This is a genomic window from Paenibacillus sp. FSL R5-0887, from assembly GCF_038002305.1.
Lineage (GTDB): Bacteria > Bacillota > Bacilli > Paenibacillales > Paenibacillaceae > Paenibacillus_AQ > Paenibacillus_AQ odorifer.
In genome coordinates, this window is sequence record NZ_JBBOCE010000002.1 from 683,942 (window position 1) to 701,352 (window position 17,411).

The window sequence follows — 17,411 nt, forward strand, 5'->3', positions numbered from 1 at the left end:
CTACTATGCTCTATCACCAGCTAACCTACGTAATTGTTGCGCTGCTGATCTCCAGTGTTCTGTTGCTTACTGTGGATACTAAAATATATGCAGTCAATGCCATGCACCGGGAAAAGAAATATGCCCGCATATTAGGCTGGGTATATCTCGGTTTATTCCTGCTTCTTGGATTAGCCCAGCTGTTCTATTTATGAGCATTTACAAACCAAACCAGCAAGCCTGCCCTCTCCATAGTATTTCTTCACAGCCCATGGTATATTGAGGAGTACAATATTAAAGGACGGAGAATGCATCCATGAACTCAAGAAGAAATCCTAAAGAAACAGCCAAAAGAGGTACTCGTTCTCACAGCAAGCCTACTGGCAAGCTTAACCATAAAACTAAAACAACCGCAGCACCCAAGTCTTTTACTGTAAACGAACCTTCTGAACTGTTGCCCTTCTTACTCACCCACGTCACGGGTCGCGGACGAAATGCGATTAAATCCATCCTATCGCGTGGACAAGTGTCGGTGAATGATAAGGTAGTTACACAGCATAATTTCCAACTGCATCCGGGTCAAAACGTTACTATTGATCAAGAGAAGCCTGTACAAACAGCAGAGATGATCGGACTTAAAATCGTTCATGAGGATGAAGATCTGATCATTGTTCAAAAGGATGCTGGACTGCTATCTATCGCCACTGCGGAAGAAAATGAATTGACGGCTTACCGCCAGCTTATGGAGCATGTCCGTGTTAGCAATCCAAAAAATCGGATTTTTGTCGTACACCGTTTGGACAGAGATACTTCAGGCGTAATGATGTTTGCCAAAAGCGAACGGATTCAGCAGGCATTACAAACTACGTGGAAAGATACTGTGAAGGAACGTTCTTACGTAGCGCTCGTCGAAGGCGCGGTTAAAAGACCTGAAGGCAAGATAAGCTCTTGGCTCAAAGAAACCTCAACCCTTAAAATGTATTCCAGTCCTCATGAAGGCGATGGACTACATGCAATTACACATTATAAGCTTATTCAGGCTAACCGCCATTTTTCCTTGCTAGAGGTTAAGCTCGAAACCGGACGAAAAAATCAGATTCGGGTGCACATGGCAGATATCGGCCACCCTATCGCAGGTGACAAGAAATATGGGGCAGAGACCAAAACGGTAGGAAGACTTGGTCTACATGCTCGAGTGCTCTCTTTTATTCATCCAACCACTGGAGAACTGATGACCTTTGAGAGCCCGATTCCGAAGACGTTCCTGAAATATACTGCGCCTGCGCCTACAAACTAAGAATTGAACGTATACCCACGACTGACGAGCCTTCCCGCTTATGGGAAGCCGTAACTTCTACACAAGATGCCCGGTCCATTTGGTCCTGGGCGTCTTTTTTTAACTTCCTATCACATCATGTTACAATATAAATAAACAAAGAAGGTGCCCTTATTGTTCCATCCTACTGTTTTCGATAATATTAAGATCGCCTTTGAGAACCAGATTTATGACTACGATAATTTAGACGGAATACTGGTGGTTACGGATCGCTCCGACCTTCTGAATATGGCGCTGATGTCCAGAGAGTTCAGTCTCTCCTTCCAATTAACTGCAGGCAGGAAAGTAACCGCCGAAATCCTGCTCACTTCGACCACGAAAGATCTCAGCGATGAAATCATGGAGGTTCCTAATACGGATCCCGGCTGTAATCTTTCACTTCGCTTTTATATGGAAGTCGAAGATATTCCTAACGAATGTCAGGCGATAGACAGTATTCTAAAAGCGATCTGGGGACCTGATTTCCAGCCTGTGCAATCTTTAAGCTTCATATATGGCCAGGAAAGTGAAACTTACAATAACTGCATCGAGCTGCAATTCAAAAGACAACTTACAGAAGAACAAATGGAGGACATTCCAAACCTGCTAAGCCACCTGCTGCAAAGTGCGGAAGAACTGGAATCCTTCACGGTATAATTCCTACTTTTTAACGTTCGAACTATGGGAAAAGAGGTGTGCATGAAATGAAATTCCTGCCTGCTACCAAAAGTAAAAGTTGGTTTCTCTGGATGACCGTTTATGCCATTCTGCTATGGCTTCTTTTCCCTCTGCACCGATTTGTGATGCTGGCCCAAGAAATGGATACCACACTCTTACTGCGCTTTGCTCTTTTTTCCGTAGTAGTGGCAGGCATCGTCAACACTTTAGGCTGGCTCGGAGCACGTCTGCTCTGGGTATTTAGTACGGCGGGAATAATCATAGGCGCGGCATTTATGCTGGGCTACACCTACAAAGAGATGTCCGGTTGGGAGGATCTCGCAGGCTTCCTCGCATTTTCCTTATTTTCATGTGCCGGATTTGCACTGGGTTTATTAGCGGAAGGTATTCGTCTGCTGTATACGCGAGCATCGAAGTCTTGAATGGAAGAGGTGAAACGCTGTTGTCCAATTCTTTTCTAACCAAAAATGCATTGTCCCATTCTTTAAAAGAACTAATGGAGCATACACCGCTCAATAAAATTACTGTTAAACAACTAGTGGACCATTGCGGACTAAACAGACAAACCTTTTATTATCATTTTCAGGATATATTTGATTTGCTAGGTTGGATCTATAAGACTGAGGCTGTCGAAAGCCTCGCCCAGTATCGCAGCTACAGCACTTGGACGGACGGTTTTTATAGAATCTTCTGCTATATTGAGCGGAATAAATCCTTTTGCTGTAACACGCTAAATTCACTAGGCAGAAATCACCTGGATGCATATCTGTACGAGGTGACAAACGATCTCATCATGGGGGTTATAAACGAGCTGTCCTCCGGGATGGAGGTTTGCGAAGAAGACAAGCATTTTATAGCCAATTTCTATACGCTCGCCTTCACAGGCCTAATCATTCAGTGGATGAGAGAAGGCATGAAGGAACAACCGCACCATATGATTGAGAAGCTAAGTGATCTAATTGAAGGAAATTTTCTGAAAGCTTTACACAAATATGAGAACCATCCGTTGTAACCTTTGGTTGCAGCGGTTTTTTTTGTCTAAAAACTAGACAGATCACCCATAATGACAAAAATCCAGACACTCTAAAGAGTTTGATTATACCTTCAAAATAGGAGTTGGTTTACATTAAGAGTGTGATTATTTAAACAACTACTTGGAGGCGACCATTGTGAAAAAAGAGTACGGTAATAGACAGGTTTATTTTGTCGGTGGCGGAATTGCATCCCTAGCGGGCGCTGCTTACCTGGTCAGAGACTGTGATTTTCCGGGACAAAACATTCACATTATTGAAGAGATGAAGATTCTTGGTGGTAGCAATGACGGCGCAGGTGACGCTGAACATGGTTACGTTGTCCGCGGCGGCCGTATGCTCAACGATGAAGCTTATGAAAATCTCTGGGAACTATTAACAACGATTCCTTCTGTCGACCGTCCGGGGTTGTCTGTGCGGGATGAAATTATTGCTTTTGATACCGCTAATCCAACACACTCAAACGCCAGACTAGTAAATAAAGACGGCAAAGTAGAAGATGTATTGTCCATGGGTTTTGATATGGCTGATCGTCTCGCTATGGGCAAGCTGATTATTACACCAGAAGATAAAATGGGGAAAGCGCGTATCAACGACTGGTTCGCCCCTCACTTTTTCACAACTAACTTCTGGTATATGTGGGCTACTACTTTTGCATTTCAACCTTGGCACAGCGCTGTAGAGTTTAAAAGATATATGCTCCGTTTCTTCCATGAATTCCCAAGAATTCAAACACTGGAAGGTGTAACCCGCACTCCTTATAACCAATATGATTCCATCATTCTGCCTTTGCACAAATATCTTGAACCATTTGGTGTCGATTTCACACTGAAATGTACAGTGACTGATCTGCAGTTCAAAAAAGGTGACGGAATTACCGTAACCCAAATGAATGTAGTGCGCGAAGGTGTCAAAGATGTGATTGATGTAAAAGAAGATGATCTTGTGATTATCACAAACGGTTCTATGACCGAAGGCTCCAGCCTTGGTTCTATGACTTCTGCTCCACGCCTTAACGGCAAGGGAAGCTCGTGGAAATTATGGGAAAACATCGCTTCCAAGAAACCAAGTCTTGGCAATCCTTCTTCGTTCGATGATCATGTAGACGGTTCGAAATGGGAGTCCTTTACTGTAACTTTCCATGACTCCAAATTCTTCGATCTGATGGAAAATTTCACACGTAACCGTGCCGGCACAGGCGCTTTGGTCACATTCAAGGATTCGAGCTGGTTTATGTCCGTTGTACTGGCCTACCAACCGCATTTCCGCAATCAACCTGAGCATGTTAAAGTGTTCTGGGGTTACGGACTGTATCCAGACAAAGTTGGGGATTTCGTGAAAAAGAGAATGTGTGATTGTACCGGCGAAGAAATCATGCAAGAATTGATCGGTCATCTTCACTTTGAAGAACATAAGGACGAGATCATGGCTACCGCCAACTGTATTCCTTGCATGATGCCTTATATCACTTCACAGTTCATGCCTAGACTCAATAGTGACAGACCAAAAGTTGTCCCTGAGGGTTCCACGAACCTGGCCTTTATTGGACAATTCTGTGAAATTCCAGATGACGTTGTATTCACTGAAGAATACTCCGTGAGAGCAGCGAGAATTGCGGTATATACTCTACTTGGTATCGAACGGCCTATCGAGCCAATCAACCAATATCAATACGATGTACGTACACTATTCTCAAGCTTTGTTACATCTTTCAGATAAAACAACAATCAGCGGTGAGCGCTTCCGGATATCGGGAGCGCTTGTTTTTGAGTGTGGGAAGCAACAAAAGAACAGTTTTATCGAAACAAAAAAGAGCTGAGGGCTCCCTCAGCTCTTTTGTTTTACTCGAATTTAAACTTTAAATATTGCAAGATCCATCTGCGCAGCCATCATCGGTGGATACTTCAGAATTCCCCTTACCAACCACTTGTAATGTTGGCCCTGCTTGTTCCTCCGCCCACACAGTATCCAGTACCTCTGTAAATACAGGACCTGGTTGTGCACCAGATAAAGCATATTTATTGTTGAATACAAAGAAAGGTACACCGGTAATATTAAGACGGCTTCCTTCTTCAATATCGCCATTAACCTCATTCGCAAAAGCATCCGTTTCCAGCATTGCCGCAGCTTCCGCTTGATCCAGACCTACTTCAGCAGCGAGTGAAGCCAGTACACTGCGATCTCCAAGATTTAATGAATCCGTAAAGTAGGCGCGCAGCAGACGTTCGGACATTTCTGCGCCTTTTCCCTTTGTGCTTGCAAAATGACTCAGTCGGTGACTGTCAAAAGTGTTGGTATGCTTCACTGTATCAAAATTAAATTCCAAACCCACATCTTTAGCTTGCTCCGCTAGTTGTGCGTTCATTGCTTTTGCTTTTTCGACGGTCATCCCGTATTTGGTAGCCAACAGCTCATGAATACTCTTGTCTGTACTTACCTCTGCATGTGGATCCAATTGAAAGCTACGGAATACTACCTCCACTTGATCACGGTTCGGGAATTGGCTTAGTGCATTCTCCAAACGTCTTTTGCCAATATAACAAAAAGGACATGCATAATCGGACCAGATATCTATTCTCACGAAAAAACCTCCTAATATTATTGATAATTTGTAGCTGTTATATAAGAGTAATAACTAAATATACGTCGCTTACTATTATATAGTTAAAAACTCAAAATTACAAACTTAACTTTTATTAAAATAACATTTATAGACGTGAATGCTAAAGCAAAAAGTAAACGAAAGTGGTATATACGCTCCCCTTCAGGGCAGATAGAATGAAGTTAACATCAGAAATTCCGAAGGGAGATCCCCATATGCATGATGTATCTATAGTGATACCTACCCGTAACCGTATAAACGACCTTACAGTGTGCATAGAATCTATAAGCAAGCAGACACAGCTAGAGAATGTCTCCATCGAGCTCTGGATTGTAGATGACGGTGAGATTCCTGTAGAAAGATTAACCTATTATCGTAACATACTGAACAAATTGCCACAGGCTGAGTTTCGATATCATCGTAAGACTAATCCGGGTCTCTGGCTCTCCCGTTATGAGTCACTTGGACTAGTAAATGCTGAAATTGTGCTTCATTTAGACGATGATGCAGAATTAGATGATTCCTTATATATTCGACGATTACTTGATACTTATGCAGCGGACGATTCAATTGTCGGTGTAGGCGGGGTTGCTAAAGGCATGCGCAGCAGCAAACCGGGCCGGCTGTTTGGCATGCTGACCGGACAAATGTCCGGATCCCCGGGCAGATTATCCCCAAGCATGTTTGCAGGCTCCCTATACCTCTGGGGAGAGAAAGAGCAGGTTTTTGAGACGGATTTTTTTCACGGCTGCAATATGTCATTCCGGCGCTCAGCATTACAAGATATGAAACCCTATCCCTGGATGACAAGTTACTCCATTGCCGAGGATATTTACTTGTCCCATTTGGCTAGCCGTTATGGCAAGCTTGTCATTAACCCAGCTATGAAAATCATTCATCATGAGTCGCCGGGTTCTCGGGATAAGGCGGGCGTTGTTGCAAGAGCTACTGCCATCAATCATTATTATCTGCTCAACTTACGTAAAGCACCCCCTATGAATTATGCCGCTTTGATCTGGACGTTAACCTGTCTGACAGGCAAAGAAACTCTCAAACGAAATTTCAAAGCCGTTAGCGGTTATGCCAAGGGAATCCTTTTCGTAATGAATCCTCGTAAAAACAAATACCGTGAATACATGCTAGATTAGCTTAATAGCTACCTCTATATCCACAGCGTTGCTCCGAATCAGATTGCGGGGCTTTTTTTTCGTGCAGACGGAGTTGTACCTAAATATGCCATGAAATTAATTTCCATCAACTTCTGATCTAGGGTATGATAGTAATAATGTGTTTTAGAAACTAACTTTATGGATGGTGGAATATGTTCAAGAACAAAAAAACGACGTTGATCCTCGTTGTTATCCTCATCGTCGTCATAGCTGTCGGCGCTTGGCTAATTACTAAAAATAAGGATGACAAAGCGACGGAAACACCGGGTGGCGCAACAGCTTCAGGAAAAGGCGAAGCCAAGTCACTCTCGCAGACCTTTTATATCTATGACACGGTCGTGAATATCAAAGTGTTCGGAGAAAATGTAGCCCAAAAAAATATGGATGATATCCAGCAAATGCTGGAGCGAATGGATATGGAGCTTAGCCGTACAAAAGAAGGCGGCGAGGTTTACGCAGTCAATCAAGCAGCAGGAAAAGAAGCGGTTGTCGTTTCGGAAGAGACCTTAGATGTTGTAAAACAATCGGTGCAATATGCAAAAGAAATGGACGGGCTATTCGATCCCACGATTGGTCCGCTGATCGACCTCTGGAACATCGGTAGTGGCGGGGATAAAGTCCCTGATCCAGCAGCTATCGATGCAGCCAAGAGCCTAACCAATTACAGGGACGTTGAAATTGACGAAGCTGCTAAGACCGTGAAGCTACTGAAGGAAAATATGGTACTGGATCTTGGAGGTATCGGCAAAGGGTATGCTGCTGACCGTATCGCTGATTATTTAAAAGAGCAAGGCCTTAACAGTGCAATGATCAACCTCGGCGGCAGCAGTATTATTGCGTTAGGTACGAAACCAAACGGAACGGATTGGAATATTGGTCTGCAAGACCCTGACCAAAGCCGCGGCACACAGCTAGGAACGATTAAAATCGCAGATGAGGTCATCGATGCTTCTGGTGTTTACGAACGTTATTTTATGCAAGACAATGTTCGTTACCACCATATTCTTGATCCACGCACAGGTTACCCTTCTCAGAACGGTCTCAAAAGCTTGACCATTATGAGCCCTAATGCAACAGATGCGGACGCTTTGTCCACTGGGGTATTCTTGATGGGGATCGAAGAAGGCATGAAATATCTGGAGTCGTTACCTGAAGATGTAGAAGCTTTCTTTATTACCGATGACAACAAAATCTACGCCACACCAGGCATTAAAGAAAGAATGAATCTGACTGACCCTACGTACAGCTTCGCTGATTAAATGAAATAGAGCTTGCCCCCATAAAGCCATTATTGGCTTTGGGAGGCAAGCTCTTTTGTTGTGGATAAAGGTTCTTTGGCGTGGCTGAGGGAATACTATCGCCCAGCAGCCTGATAATTAGGGAATTCCTCCCTAAAAATCACCCGAATATGGCTATAACCGTGCTTATTTAGGTTTTATTAGGGAGGAATTCCCCAATAACCTCAATTTCGCGCTTTAATCGATTAATTTCAGGGAGGTTTTCCCTAATTAATTCCCGATCAAGATTTTTGCAGCACCAAAGGCAACTCGCTAAATTCCTTATAATTCGTGAAAATATAACTAGGCTTATGATCCGTAGCCGGCTGTCTGCCTCTCGGATTATACCAGCAGACCTTCCAGCCAGCCGCAAGCGCTCCTACTACATCGTTAGCCCAGGTATCACCTATATAAAGTGAATGGTCTGGTGAAGTGCCAGACTTCTGATTCACATGCAAAAAGAGTTGCGGATCTGGTTTGGCCAGACCTACAGCGTCAGAAATAAAAATCATCTCCTCGGGGATCATCTGATCCAGACCTAATCCGCGAATCTTTTTCATTTGATGATCTTTGGGTCCATTCGTAATGATGCCTACTTTATGACCAGCAGTAATGAACCTTTCCAATTGCTCCCGGACTCCATCTATCATTTGAATGGTGTACTGACGGCCAATGTAAGCCGCTTGTACCGCCGTGGCTTGATCACGATCGAGCTGTAAACCATACTCTGCAAAAGCAAGCTCCAATCGGCGTACCCTTGTCTCCTCCAGCGGAATTTCTCCACGTAAATACATAGGCCATAATACATCACTATGATGTCTTACTTTATAAAATAATTCCGCAAAGTCCAGACTGCTCTCATCCGGTTTAAGTACTTGACGCACCGCTTCTTTAAATGGAACCAAATGATCATATAAGGTATCATCAAGGTCAAAAAAGATTGCCAGCTTATTACTTGTATCCACTTTAACGCCCCTTACTCGTCTTTCTCTCTAGCTTTAGAAAAAAAGGTTATAGGTATAAAAATCATCATCCCGAATGTAGCCATGCGCTTCATATAAACGCTGTGCCCCCACATTCGCCATCATTGTTGTCAGGGACAAGCCCTTCGTATTCGTAGCGAGCGCATGAGCTCTGGCACTTTCCAGCAGCTTGGAGCCGAGCCCATGACCTCGCAGTTCCGTAGTTACATATAGATCATTCAATATCCAGAGACGCTCCATAGAGACCGATGAAAAAGAGGGATAGAGCTGGGTGAAGCCCCACGCTCGTTTCTCCTCGCCTTCTCCCTCCACCGCAATAAAGATTACCGAATCGTTCAGCTTCAATCGGTCTGATAAAAAAGCACGTGCACCATCCAGATCAGAGACTGCCCCATAAAATACCCGATACTCATCAAACAATGGGATAAGCCGTTCCAAATCATCATAGATCACACGTTCAATACGATAGTTGTTCATCCTCAACGCTCACTTTCCGGCTTGGGCCGTTTTAACGTTATTGTATATTTCAGCCGTACCGTGCACCATGGAGCGAACGCCAGATCATTTGGACAATTATTCTTATTCTTTGGAATCGTAGAACACATGCCGGGCACTGACTTTACCCTCTTCGATATCCAAAATTCCGATGGAATACAGTTTCTCACGTCGTTTATCCGTTGGCGATCCTGGATTAAAGAGCAGAATCCCATTCTCTTCCCGCAATAAAGGCTGATGCGAATGACCGAATAAAATACAATCCACCTTATCGTTCGCAAAAGCAAGCAGCGCATTCCCGTCCGTTCCTTTGCGGGAGTGTGGCGTATGACCATGGACCATTCCGATCCGGACTCCCTCAAGCGTTAGCAGCTTACGCTCCCCGAAACGCTCGATGATCTCTATTCCATCGTTATTCCCAGCAATCCCTTCCACTGGAGCCAATTCAGCCAACAAATCGTAGATTCCCATACTCACCCAATCTCCAAGATGCAGAATCAAGTCTACATTCCGGAATTCAGCAACAAGTGCTTTGGGCAGAGACTTAGCCATTCTTGTCATATGTGTATCTGATACCACGCCTACTTTCATATAACTCAGCTCCTAATCTATCATACTCATCTCATATTCAAATAATTGTACGATTTGCTTAAACGAGAAGCAAGTTCTGTGACTTCTCCCACACAGAAAAGCCGGGTACACCCCACTAACACAGGGAATATCAGGCTGCCATTAAGTAATTCCAAAGAAATCATTTATGCTTACTACCTTCTACAGTATTTAGCATCCCAACTCAGTTCTCTCTATCCCGCCAATTCCATAATCTTACTTCTTCAACATGAATATTGCTGACCCATTTTTCTTCCTTTAACTTGAGCAGTTCTTTAACCGGACCGGTTACGACAGCTCCATACAGCCTAACTCCGTTCTTCTCCAGATAACTAATGGAGTCATCCAGATCAATAAACGGAATTACCTTGTTGGCGATCGATTTATGCTCCTGCATTAAGTGCAGTGTCTTAAGGAAGTTCGCATTACGAAGTTCACCATCCCCATATGAGTCAACAGATGGAGAAACACTCGTGCGGCTAGTCACCCCTCCAAACCAACCCCACTTTTTCTTTGACTCTTGTGTCACCTTCATATCATCGGCATGCCAGATGGGCGTACTTGGAAATCCTAAGGGATCATTTATTACTGGCTCTTGTGTCCTTGGACCTGTATCTGCTGCGAACCATAAAAGCTCAAGATTTTTATGCTGAAACTTCTTCAATAGCTCATCTGTCGTAAAAAATTGTTCAAAAGACAAATAGGCTTCTCCTACCGTACCTTCAGGGAGCTTTTCTAGTTTTTCCCACTCACTGCTGTCATCCATCCTATTTTCTGCAGACTGGTTCTCAGTGGGATAGATAAAGTAATTACCTGTCCCACTGCGTTCATATGTCCATGAATAACTATATATTCTGGGCCAGCCTAATAGAAACTTCATCGAATAATCTCCAACATTAATCCGCGCATCACCAATTTGTTTTATTATTTCACCCTGCAGATTCATACTAAAAAACGGTCCGGAATCGCTACTCAAATGGACGATTGTATTCGGCTGTGAAACAGCAATTGCGGAAGAAACGACATCACGGTAAGTCTCTCCTCTTTCTCCAGTGCCATAAAATACCGCTGTGATGATACTGCTGACGATCAAAAAAATCAAAAATGCAGAAATCACCGTCAAAGTATTTGATATACGTGCTTTCCACTTGCCACGGCGGATGATCTTTTTTTCTTTGCCGGGTCTGTTTCTTTTACCCTTTCCGAATTTTATGCTCTTCTCCTCTTCTGAAGCCGGCTTTTCTTCGCCCATCAGTTCATCCAGATAGGCCTGGTAAGCTTCCATCTTCTCTAGCTCACGTTCAACCTCATCCCTATCCTCATCAGCAAGAGTGCCTTCGCCATACCTTCTTAACTTCTCCTTAAACTCTTCACTCATGTTCATTTCTCCTCCGCTCTGCCTCACGCAGCTTCTGTCTGGCCCGAAAGATCAATATCTTATATTGGGACAAGCCCACATCCATAATGTCCGATGCTTCCCGATAACTCAGCCCATGAAAATCATGCAGCAGCAGTGCATTTCTCTGATTGTCCGGTAGCTCACCTACTGCTATCCTCATCTCTTCCCAACGTTCCTGATGAAGCAGTGTGCTTTCTGTGGTATCTGGATGAGCAAGCTTTTTGAAATAATCCTCACTCTGAACTGTACTGCGGCCTTCCTTTCGCTTGTAATCTACGAAGGCGTTATAAGCGACACGGAACAACCATGGCTTAATCTTCTCTTCTTTACAATCCTCCAAATGTAGATAAGCGCGATAAAAGGTTTCTTGCATCAAATCTTCAGCCGCATAATGATCACCACAAAGGGAGCGCAAATAGCGGTAAATATCCATCACATACATCTGATATATTTCATCCAATGACTTTCGCTTCATGCACTCCCCCCTTAACCTAACCACGTATCCCAGCCTGAAAAGTTACAGATAAATTTAGCAACTAGTATGAATATACCAGTAATTCCATGGAAAAAAGCGAAAAAAAGCCTGCTGGCAAGGAGTATTACTCCTGCCAACAGGCTTTTTAATTCACCAAGCTACTCTGCTTACAGAACAACTTCAACTTCTTTGAGCATTTCGCTAACGGATATTAAACCGCCACCGGACAAATACCAGTAGTTAGGATCCAAGTAAATGATTTTACCGTTTTTAAAGGCATTTGTGTTCTTCACTAGATCGTTTTCAACTGCTTTTTTAGCTGAGCCGGCTTCGCCGCCATCACTCTTCACAGCCGCATCTCTGTCCACTACAAACAGATAATCCGGATTCTTATCCGCTACATATTCGTAGGATACGCTTTGTCCGTGAGTGGATACTTCAATTTTATCATCAGCCTGTGCAAATCCGAACACATCATGGATAATCCCAAAACGGGAACCTGCACCGTAAGCACTGATTTTTCCTTCATTCGCAAGAATAACAAGTGCTTTTTTGCCATCAGCTGTTGCCTTCGTATTCAAAGCTTTGATGGAATCATTGATAGTCGCAAGCTCAGTTTCTACTTCTGCTTCTTTTCCAAAAATTTGACCCAGCATTTTCACGTTATTCGTAAAAGATTCCATGTAGTTTGCATTATCTACAGCCACATACAGAGTAGGTGCAATTTTGCTGAATTCTTCGTAAGAATCCTGTTGTCTGCCGGAAATGATGATCAGGTCCGGAGAAAGACTGTTTATTTTTTCGAAGTCAGGCTCTTTCAAACCCCCAACATTCTCATATTTAGCATCGTTATATTTAGAGAGATAAGCCGGTACATTACTTTGAGGCACTCCAGTCACCTCTACACCCAGTTTATCCAGCGTATCCAGTGTACCGAAGTCAAAAACAACCACTTTTTGCGGATTGCTTTTGATAGTTGTTTCGCCAAGCGCATGCTTGAAAGTAAGCTCTGTCGGTGCTGTAGTAGCTTCCGTTGTTGGTGCAGTAGTAGCTTCCGAATTGCCTGCCGCTGCTGTGTTGTTATTTGAAGTTGCTGCATTATTGGAGCCACAAGCCGCCAAGATTACCGCAAGAAATACTGTCATAATCAGTAAAGATAAGTTCTTCTTCAATGTATTCACCCCTAATTTTTATAGTGAAGCTATTTGAATTATTCGCGTATGCGTTAAGAAGCTGGCGCCTTTCACTTCTTACGTTACGTCATAATAATATCCACATAGTAATAGTTACCTTTTTAGAAATAGACACCGATTTTTCGGCCTCCTATAGTTTCAATAGGAATGTCCATGTCATATACCTCTTTAAGAACTGCAGAATCTATAATTTCATCCGCTGTACCCGAGGAAGCTACTCTTCCATTTTTAAGCGCAACAATGTAGTCAGAGTAACAAGATGCAAAGTTAATATCGTGGATAACGAGCACAATCGTCTTCCCCTTCTCGTCCACCAAGCGGCGAAGCACCTTCATAATTTGGACGGAATGCTTCATATCAAGGTTGTTGAGCGGTTCATCGAGCAGAATGTACTCTGTATCCTGAGCCATAACCATGGCAATATATGCCCGCTGGCGTTGTCCTCCACTGAGCTGATCAATATATTTATCCTGCATCTCTTGGAGATCCATGTAAGCAATCGCTTCGTCAACGAACGCCCGATCCTCCGGACTCAGCTTCCCCTGTGAATACGGGAATCTCCCAAAAGAAACGAGCTCCTTCACAGTGAGGCGTACGCTAATATGATTGGACTGCTTTAACACCGATATTTTACGAGCAAGCTCATTACTTTTGCAGGTACCGATTTCCTTACCTTCGATCAGCACCTCTCCTGCGTCTTTGGAGATAAGTCTGCTGATCATGGAGAGCAGTGTACTTTTACCCGCACCATTTGGTCCGATAAACGAGGTGATTGCGCCCTTTTTAATGGACAAAGACACATCATCAACGACGGTTACTCCGCCATAACGTTTGGTTAAATTTTTAACTTCTACCACGACTTATTCTCCTTTAACAGCAGATAGACGAAGTAGACGCCGCCTGCAAAATTGATAATCACACTAACCGTAGTATTGAATCCAAAAACACGTTCGACCAGGAACTGCCCGCCGACAAGCGCAACAATGCTCAGCAGAATCGTTCCAGGAATCAGATAGGCATGCTTATAGGTACGGAACAGCTGGTGTCCCACATTAGCTACCAACAAACCTAAGAAAGTGATTGGCCCCACTAGAGCCGTCGAGATCGAAACGTAGATAGATACAATAACTAGCAGCCTTTTGACCACATAGTCATAATTGATCCCCAGATTAATGGCTTCATCTTTTCCAAGCGAAATAACATCCAAATACTTAACAAATCGCAAGAAATACAACGTAGTTAGCGTCAGAACAATGGTGGAAAGAATCAATAGGTCACTGCTGACATTGTTGAAGCTGGCAAACATTTTCCCCTGTAGAATCAGGAATTCGTTCGGATCAATAAGCACTTCCATAAAAGAAGACGCGCTCTGGAACATCGTCCCCATGATTAGCCCTACCAGCAGCAGGAAATAAATATTTTGTCCTTCCCTACGGAACATTAGCTTATACAATACGCCTGAAAACAGGACCATGAGACACGCAGAGAACAAGAAGTTGATGTTTTTATTCATAAAGGTCATATTCGATGAACCTAAGGCATATACACCGAACGTCTGGATTAACATGTACAGGGAATCGAGCCCGAGAATACTTGGTGTCAAAATACGATTGTTCGTGATGCTCTGAAAAACTACGGTAGAGACAGCTATCACAGCTCCGGTAATCAGAATGGCCGCCAGCTTTCTTCCCCGGCTGGGCAGAACGTAGTCCCAATTTCCCAAAGCATGATACGTCATAAACAAGACGATGAGGGCGACAGCACTTATAGATAATATAGTTAGTTTTGTCTTCATCTCTAGTTCGCCTTTCTTCTCATCAGCAAGTAGATAAACAGACCACTACCGATGACGCCTACCGTGAGACTGATTGATATTTCATATGGATAGATAATGAGCCTGCCCAGAATATCGCAGAACAGGAGGAACACCGCTCCGAGAATGGCTGTATGCGCCAGACTTTTTTTGAGGTTATCTCCTATGTACAACGTTACAATGTTAGGTACTACCAGACCCAGAAATGGAATCGTACCTACGGTTAAAATGACAACAGAAGAGATTAACGCTACAATTACCAATCCCACGTTGACAACCGCTTTGTAATTCATGCCAAGATTAACGGAGAAATCCTCGCCCATACCGGCTACCGTAAATTTATTAGCGAAGAGATACGCCAGAATGACAAGTGGAATGCTGATATAAATTAATTCGTATTGGCCTTTGATAATCGTTGAGAAATCTCCAAGCATCCAAGACGAGATATTCTGAATCAAATCATTTTTATACGCAAAAAATGTTGTAATCGAGCCTACAATGTTGCCGAACATGAGTCCGACCAGCGGGATAAAAATACTATCCTTGAACTTGATCCGATCCAAGATTCTCATAAAAATAAAGGTGCCCAATAGTGCAAAAACAAAAGCAACCAGCAATTTCTGCATTGGCGTTGCGCCTGTGAATAACATGAGGGATACGAGAATACCAAATTTCGCGGAATCCATCGTCCCTGCCGTAGTCGGGGAGACGAATTTATTGCGTGACAGCTGTTGCATAATTAATCCGGCAATACTCATGCTGACTCCAGCGATAATCAATGCGGCTAACCGGGGAATCCGGCTTACCAGCAAGGTCTGTGCTTGAGATTCCGTAAGATGAAAGAGATCTAATGGGGATATATCTTTAACGCCTATAAACAAAGATATAAATGAAAATACTATTAGAAGTAGGGACAAATATTTTAGTTTCATGAGTTGTTCCTTATCTGTTTAATAGTTTACACATGCGATTTTATGATAATGATTTTCATTCGCAATGTTTTAAATTATACCTAAGCCCACTTTGAGGGTCAACCCTTTCATATACTTAAATTTAAAATAATTAAGACTTAGGCTTATCTGCTTAAGTTACCTAAAAAAAGACACCCTAACGGGTGCCTCTTTAATCTTTGCCATATTTTTAGCGCTAAGCTATAGGATTTATTTATATTTCTTCCAATCCTGATTACTGTTCTCCAGCAGATGTGCAAAATCATTATCCAACCGCTTCTGCTCAGCCTTGCGCTGATCTTCCACTGCCTTACGGGCAGCTTCTTTACGGTCATTTTCCTCCGCTTTCAACGCATCAGATTGCGCCTTCAGCTTTCCTAGAACATCACTGCTTAGCAGATCTTTTAACGTAGCAGGGCCATCATTCGTAGCGGCTCTTGGTGTGGTAGGCATTTTCTTTTTTTTAGCCACTGTCCATCATCCTTTCTAGTACTGAATTAAATTGGAATTTGTTTAAGTTATTGGTCTTTTCGTTTATAATGTTTACTAAGAGGTGAGACCTATGAAGTCCAATGATTTATGTCCCCGGCTACAAAAAAGTATGGATATTATCGGCAGGCGTTGGACTGGTTTAATTATCTACCAGCTCCTTCAAGGACCCCAACGTTTCAATGTAATTGAAGCGGCATTACCCATCAGTGGAAGACTGCTCTCCGAACGGCTCAAAGAGCTGGAACAGGAAGGGATCGTTCTTCGAGAAGTGTTCCCAGAGACCCCCGTGCGGATCCAATATTCTTTGACGGATAAAGGTCTTGCCCTGGAATCAGTCATCCGAGACTTACAGAGTTGGTCCAAAGAATGGGTCGATTGTGACACCGATAATCTAAATTCAACTCTCAAAATGTAAGCGTTTTATCTGAGGCATTAGATTTTAAGGCCGACAATGACTAAATCACGCTCTATACCGTCAAGTTCAGCCACACCAGGCAGCATTCCCCATTCTTCAAAACCAAACTTTTTCAGTAAACCAAGGCTTGGATCATTATGTCCAAACACAAAGCCGACTAGATTCTTAATTCCGAGACTAGGGGCTTTCTCAATGGCCTCTGTCAGAAGAATTCTGCCCGCACCACCACCACGGAACTTTTCATTCACGTATACACTGATTTCTGCTGTTGCATTATACGCTGGACGACCATAGAGGGATTGAAAACTGAACCATGCAGCAATTTCATCTCCTTGCTTCAGTACCCATAAGGGACGGTGATGGCTATTATGCTCAAGAAACCATTTCTCCCGGTCTGCAACAGTAACGGGTTCCAGATCTGCAGTTACCATCCTCCCAGCAATCGTTGAGTTATAAATATCTACAATAGCTACTAAGTCTGCAGATGTTGCATCTTCAATTCTGCTGTTCTCCCAATTCATCCCTTAATTCCTCCA

General features: G+C 43.3%; 21 protein-coding genes. 9 read left to right on the forward strand and 12 right to left on the reverse strand.

The window, feature by feature from the left end:
• The first annotated feature begins 5 nt into the window (after positions 1-5).
• From MKY14_RS20855 to MKY14_RS20880, 6 genes are all read left to right on the forward strand, one after another.
• The gene (locus MKY14_RS20855) at positions 6-194 is read left to right on the forward strand and encodes a CLC_0170 family protein (protein ID WP_076219379.1); all 189 of its coding nucleotides are present in this window, start codon (positions 6-8) and stop codon (positions 192-194) included.
• Between the two features lie 101 nt (positions 195-295).
• The gene (locus MKY14_RS20860; protein WP_076128083.1) at positions 296-1,276 is read left to right on the forward strand and encodes an RluA family pseudouridine synthase; all 981 of its coding nucleotides are present in this window, start codon (positions 296-298) and stop codon (positions 1,274-1,276) included.
• 153 nt (positions 1,277-1,429) lie between these two features.
• Positions 1,430-1,951, forward strand: a complete 522-nt coding sequence (locus tag MKY14_RS20865) for a hypothetical protein (RefSeq protein ID WP_076128085.1) — start codon at positions 1,430-1,432, stop codon at positions 1,949-1,951.
• A gap of 47 nt (positions 1,952-1,998) precedes the next feature.
• Entirely contained in the window at positions 1,999-2,394 is a 396-nt protein-coding gene (locus MKY14_RS20870) for a hypothetical protein (RefSeq protein ID WP_076128086.1), read from the forward strand.
• 20 nt (positions 2,395-2,414) lie between these two features.
• On the forward strand, positions 2,415-2,984 hold the full coding sequence (locus MKY14_RS20875) for a TetR/AcrR family transcriptional regulator (RefSeq protein ID WP_036681438.1): 570 nt from the start codon (positions 2,415-2,417) through the stop codon (positions 2,982-2,984).
• A 157-nt stretch (positions 2,985-3,141) separates the two neighbouring features.
• Entirely contained in the window at positions 3,142-4,722 is a 1,581-nt protein-coding gene (locus tag MKY14_RS20880; RefSeq protein WP_076128088.1) for an oleate hydratase, read from the forward strand.
• Between the two features lie 139 nt (positions 4,723-4,861).
• On the opposite strand, the gene MKY14_RS20885 is transcribed toward MKY14_RS20880, so the two are convergent.
• The gene (locus MKY14_RS20885) at positions 4,862-5,584 is read right to left on the reverse strand and encodes a DsbA family oxidoreductase (RefSeq protein ID WP_076142179.1); all 723 of its coding nucleotides are present in this window, start codon (positions 5,582-5,584) and stop codon (positions 4,862-4,864) included.
• A gap of 236 nt (positions 5,585-5,820) precedes the next feature.
• Between MKY14_RS20885 and MKY14_RS20890 the strand changes: the two genes are divergently transcribed.
• A complete protein-coding gene (locus MKY14_RS20890) occupies positions 5,821-6,753 on the forward strand; it encodes a glycosyltransferase family 2 protein (protein ID WP_076128092.1) in 933 nt (310 codons plus the stop codon).
• 173 nt (positions 6,754-6,926) lie between these two features.
• The gene (locus MKY14_RS20895; RefSeq protein WP_076128094.1) at positions 6,927-8,033 is read left to right on the forward strand and encodes an FAD:protein FMN transferase; all 1,107 of its coding nucleotides are present in this window, start codon (positions 6,927-6,929) and stop codon (positions 8,031-8,033) included.
• 260 nt (positions 8,034-8,293) lie between these two features.
• Here the strand turns inward: MKY14_RS20895 and MKY14_RS20900 are convergent, their stop codons facing one another.
• From MKY14_RS20900 to MKY14_RS20945, 10 genes are all read right to left on the reverse strand, one after another.
• Positions 8,294-9,016: an HAD family hydrolase gene (locus MKY14_RS20900; RefSeq protein ID WP_036681855.1), complete on the reverse strand. Its 723-nt coding sequence runs from the start codon at positions 9,014-9,016 to the stop codon at positions 8,294-8,296.
• A 33-nt stretch (positions 9,017-9,049) separates the two neighbouring features.
• Positions 9,050-9,511 (reverse strand): GNAT family N-acetyltransferase, encoded by a 462-nt coding sequence (locus MKY14_RS20905; RefSeq protein WP_036681853.1) that lies wholly within the window; start codon positions 9,509-9,511, stop codon positions 9,050-9,052.
• 102 nt (positions 9,512-9,613) lie between these two features.
• Positions 9,614-10,120 (reverse strand): metallophosphoesterase family protein, encoded by a 507-nt coding sequence (locus MKY14_RS20910; RefSeq protein ID WP_076128097.1) that lies wholly within the window; start codon positions 10,118-10,120, stop codon positions 9,614-9,616.
• A gap of 202 nt (positions 10,121-10,322) precedes the next feature.
• The gene (locus tag MKY14_RS20915; protein WP_339247060.1) at positions 10,323-11,516 is read right to left on the reverse strand and encodes an anti-sigma factor; all 1,194 of its coding nucleotides are present in this window, start codon (positions 11,514-11,516) and stop codon (positions 10,323-10,325) included.
• A complete protein-coding gene (locus tag MKY14_RS20920) occupies positions 11,509-12,012 on the reverse strand; it encodes a sigma-70 family RNA polymerase sigma factor (protein WP_036681849.1) in 504 nt (167 codons plus the stop codon). Before MKY14_RS20920 ends, MKY14_RS20915 begins: the two co-directional genes overlap by 8 nt.
• A gap of 167 nt (positions 12,013-12,179) precedes the next feature.
• Positions 12,180-13,184: a siderophore ABC transporter substrate-binding protein gene (locus tag MKY14_RS20925; RefSeq protein WP_282579687.1), complete on the reverse strand. Its 1,005-nt coding sequence runs from the start codon at positions 13,182-13,184 to the stop codon at positions 12,180-12,182.
• Positions 13,185-13,306: 122 nt separating this feature from the next.
• Entirely contained in the window at positions 13,307-14,062 is a 756-nt protein-coding gene (locus MKY14_RS20930) for an iron ABC transporter ATP-binding protein (protein ID WP_036681845.1), read from the reverse strand.
• Positions 14,056-15,000, reverse strand: coding sequence for an iron chelate uptake ABC transporter family permease subunit (locus tag MKY14_RS20935; protein WP_036681842.1), 945 nt, complete (start codon positions 14,998-15,000; stop codon positions 14,056-14,058). Before MKY14_RS20935 ends, MKY14_RS20930 begins: the two co-directional genes overlap by 7 nt.
• Before the next feature lie 2 nt (positions 15,001-15,002).
• Positions 15,003-15,950: an ABC transporter permease gene (locus MKY14_RS20940; protein ID WP_036681839.1), complete on the reverse strand. Its 948-nt coding sequence runs from the start codon at positions 15,948-15,950 to the stop codon at positions 15,003-15,005.
• A 228-nt stretch (positions 15,951-16,178) separates the two neighbouring features.
• Positions 16,179-16,439 carry a YqkE family protein gene (locus MKY14_RS20945; protein WP_036681837.1) on the reverse strand — a complete coding sequence of 87 codons (261 nt, stop codon included), beginning with the start codon at positions 16,437-16,439 and terminating at the stop codon, positions 16,179-16,181.
• Between the two features lie 91 nt (positions 16,440-16,530).
• On the opposite strand from MKY14_RS20945, the gene MKY14_RS20950 reads away from it, so the two are divergent.
• On the forward strand, positions 16,531-16,875 hold the full coding sequence (locus MKY14_RS20950) for a winged helix-turn-helix transcriptional regulator (protein ID WP_076128100.1): 345 nt from the start codon (positions 16,531-16,533) through the stop codon (positions 16,873-16,875).
• A 17-nt stretch (positions 16,876-16,892) separates the two neighbouring features.
• On the opposite strand, the gene MKY14_RS20955 is transcribed toward MKY14_RS20950, so the two are convergent.
• The gene (locus tag MKY14_RS20955) at positions 16,893-17,396 is read right to left on the reverse strand and encodes a GNAT family N-acetyltransferase (RefSeq protein WP_340977214.1); all 504 of its coding nucleotides are present in this window, start codon (positions 17,394-17,396) and stop codon (positions 16,893-16,895) included.
• Positions 17,397-17,411 lie beyond the last annotated feature (15 nt).

Excerpts from the sequence above, each read along its gene's own strand:
- MKY14_RS20855 (WP_076219379.1), top strand. The coding sequence starts at position 6 with ATGCTCTATCACCAGCTAACCTACGTAATTGTTGCGCTGCTGATCTCC.
- MKY14_RS20860 (WP_076128083.1), top strand. The coding sequence starts at position 296 with ATGAACTCAAGAAGAAATCCTAAAGAAACAGCCAAAAGAGGTACTCGT.
- MKY14_RS20870 (WP_076128086.1), top strand. The coding sequence starts at position 1,999 with ATGAAATTCCTGCCTGCTACCAAAAGTAAAAGTTGGTTTCTCTGGATG.
- MKY14_RS20890 (WP_076128092.1), top strand. The coding sequence starts at position 5,821 with ATGCATGATGTATCTATAGTGATACCTACCCGTAACCGTATAAACGAC.
- MKY14_RS20895 (WP_076128094.1), top strand. The coding sequence starts at position 6,927 with ATGTTCAAGAACAAAAAAACGACGTTGATCCTCGTTGTTATCCTCATC.
- MKY14_RS20905 (WP_036681853.1), bottom strand. The coding sequence starts at position 9,511 with ATGAACAACTATCGTATTGAACGTGTGATCTATGATGATTTGGAACGG.
- MKY14_RS20910 (WP_076128097.1), bottom strand. The coding sequence starts at position 10,120 with ATGAAAGTAGGCGTGGTATCAGATACACATATGACAAGAATGGCTAAG.
- MKY14_RS20915 (WP_339247060.1), bottom strand. The coding sequence starts at position 11,516 with ATGAGTGAAGAGTTTAAGGAGAAGTTAAGAAGGTATGGCGAAGGCACT.
- MKY14_RS20920 (WP_036681849.1), bottom strand. The coding sequence starts at position 12,012 with ATGAAGCGAAAGTCATTGGATGAAATATATCAGATGTATGTGATGGAT.
- MKY14_RS20935 (WP_036681842.1), bottom strand. The coding sequence starts at position 15,000 with ATGAAGACAAAACTAACTATATTATCTATAAGTGCTGTCGCCCTCATC.
- MKY14_RS20940 (WP_036681839.1), bottom strand. The coding sequence starts at position 15,950 with ATGAAACTAAAATATTTGTCCCTACTTCTAATAGTATTTTCATTTATA.
- MKY14_RS20950 (WP_076128100.1), top strand. The coding sequence starts at position 16,531 with ATGAAGTCCAATGATTTATGTCCCCGGCTACAAAAAAGTATGGATATT.
- MKY14_RS20955 (WP_340977214.1), bottom strand. The coding sequence starts at position 17,396 with ATGAATTGGGAGAACAGCAGAATTGAAGATGCAACATCTGCAGACTTA.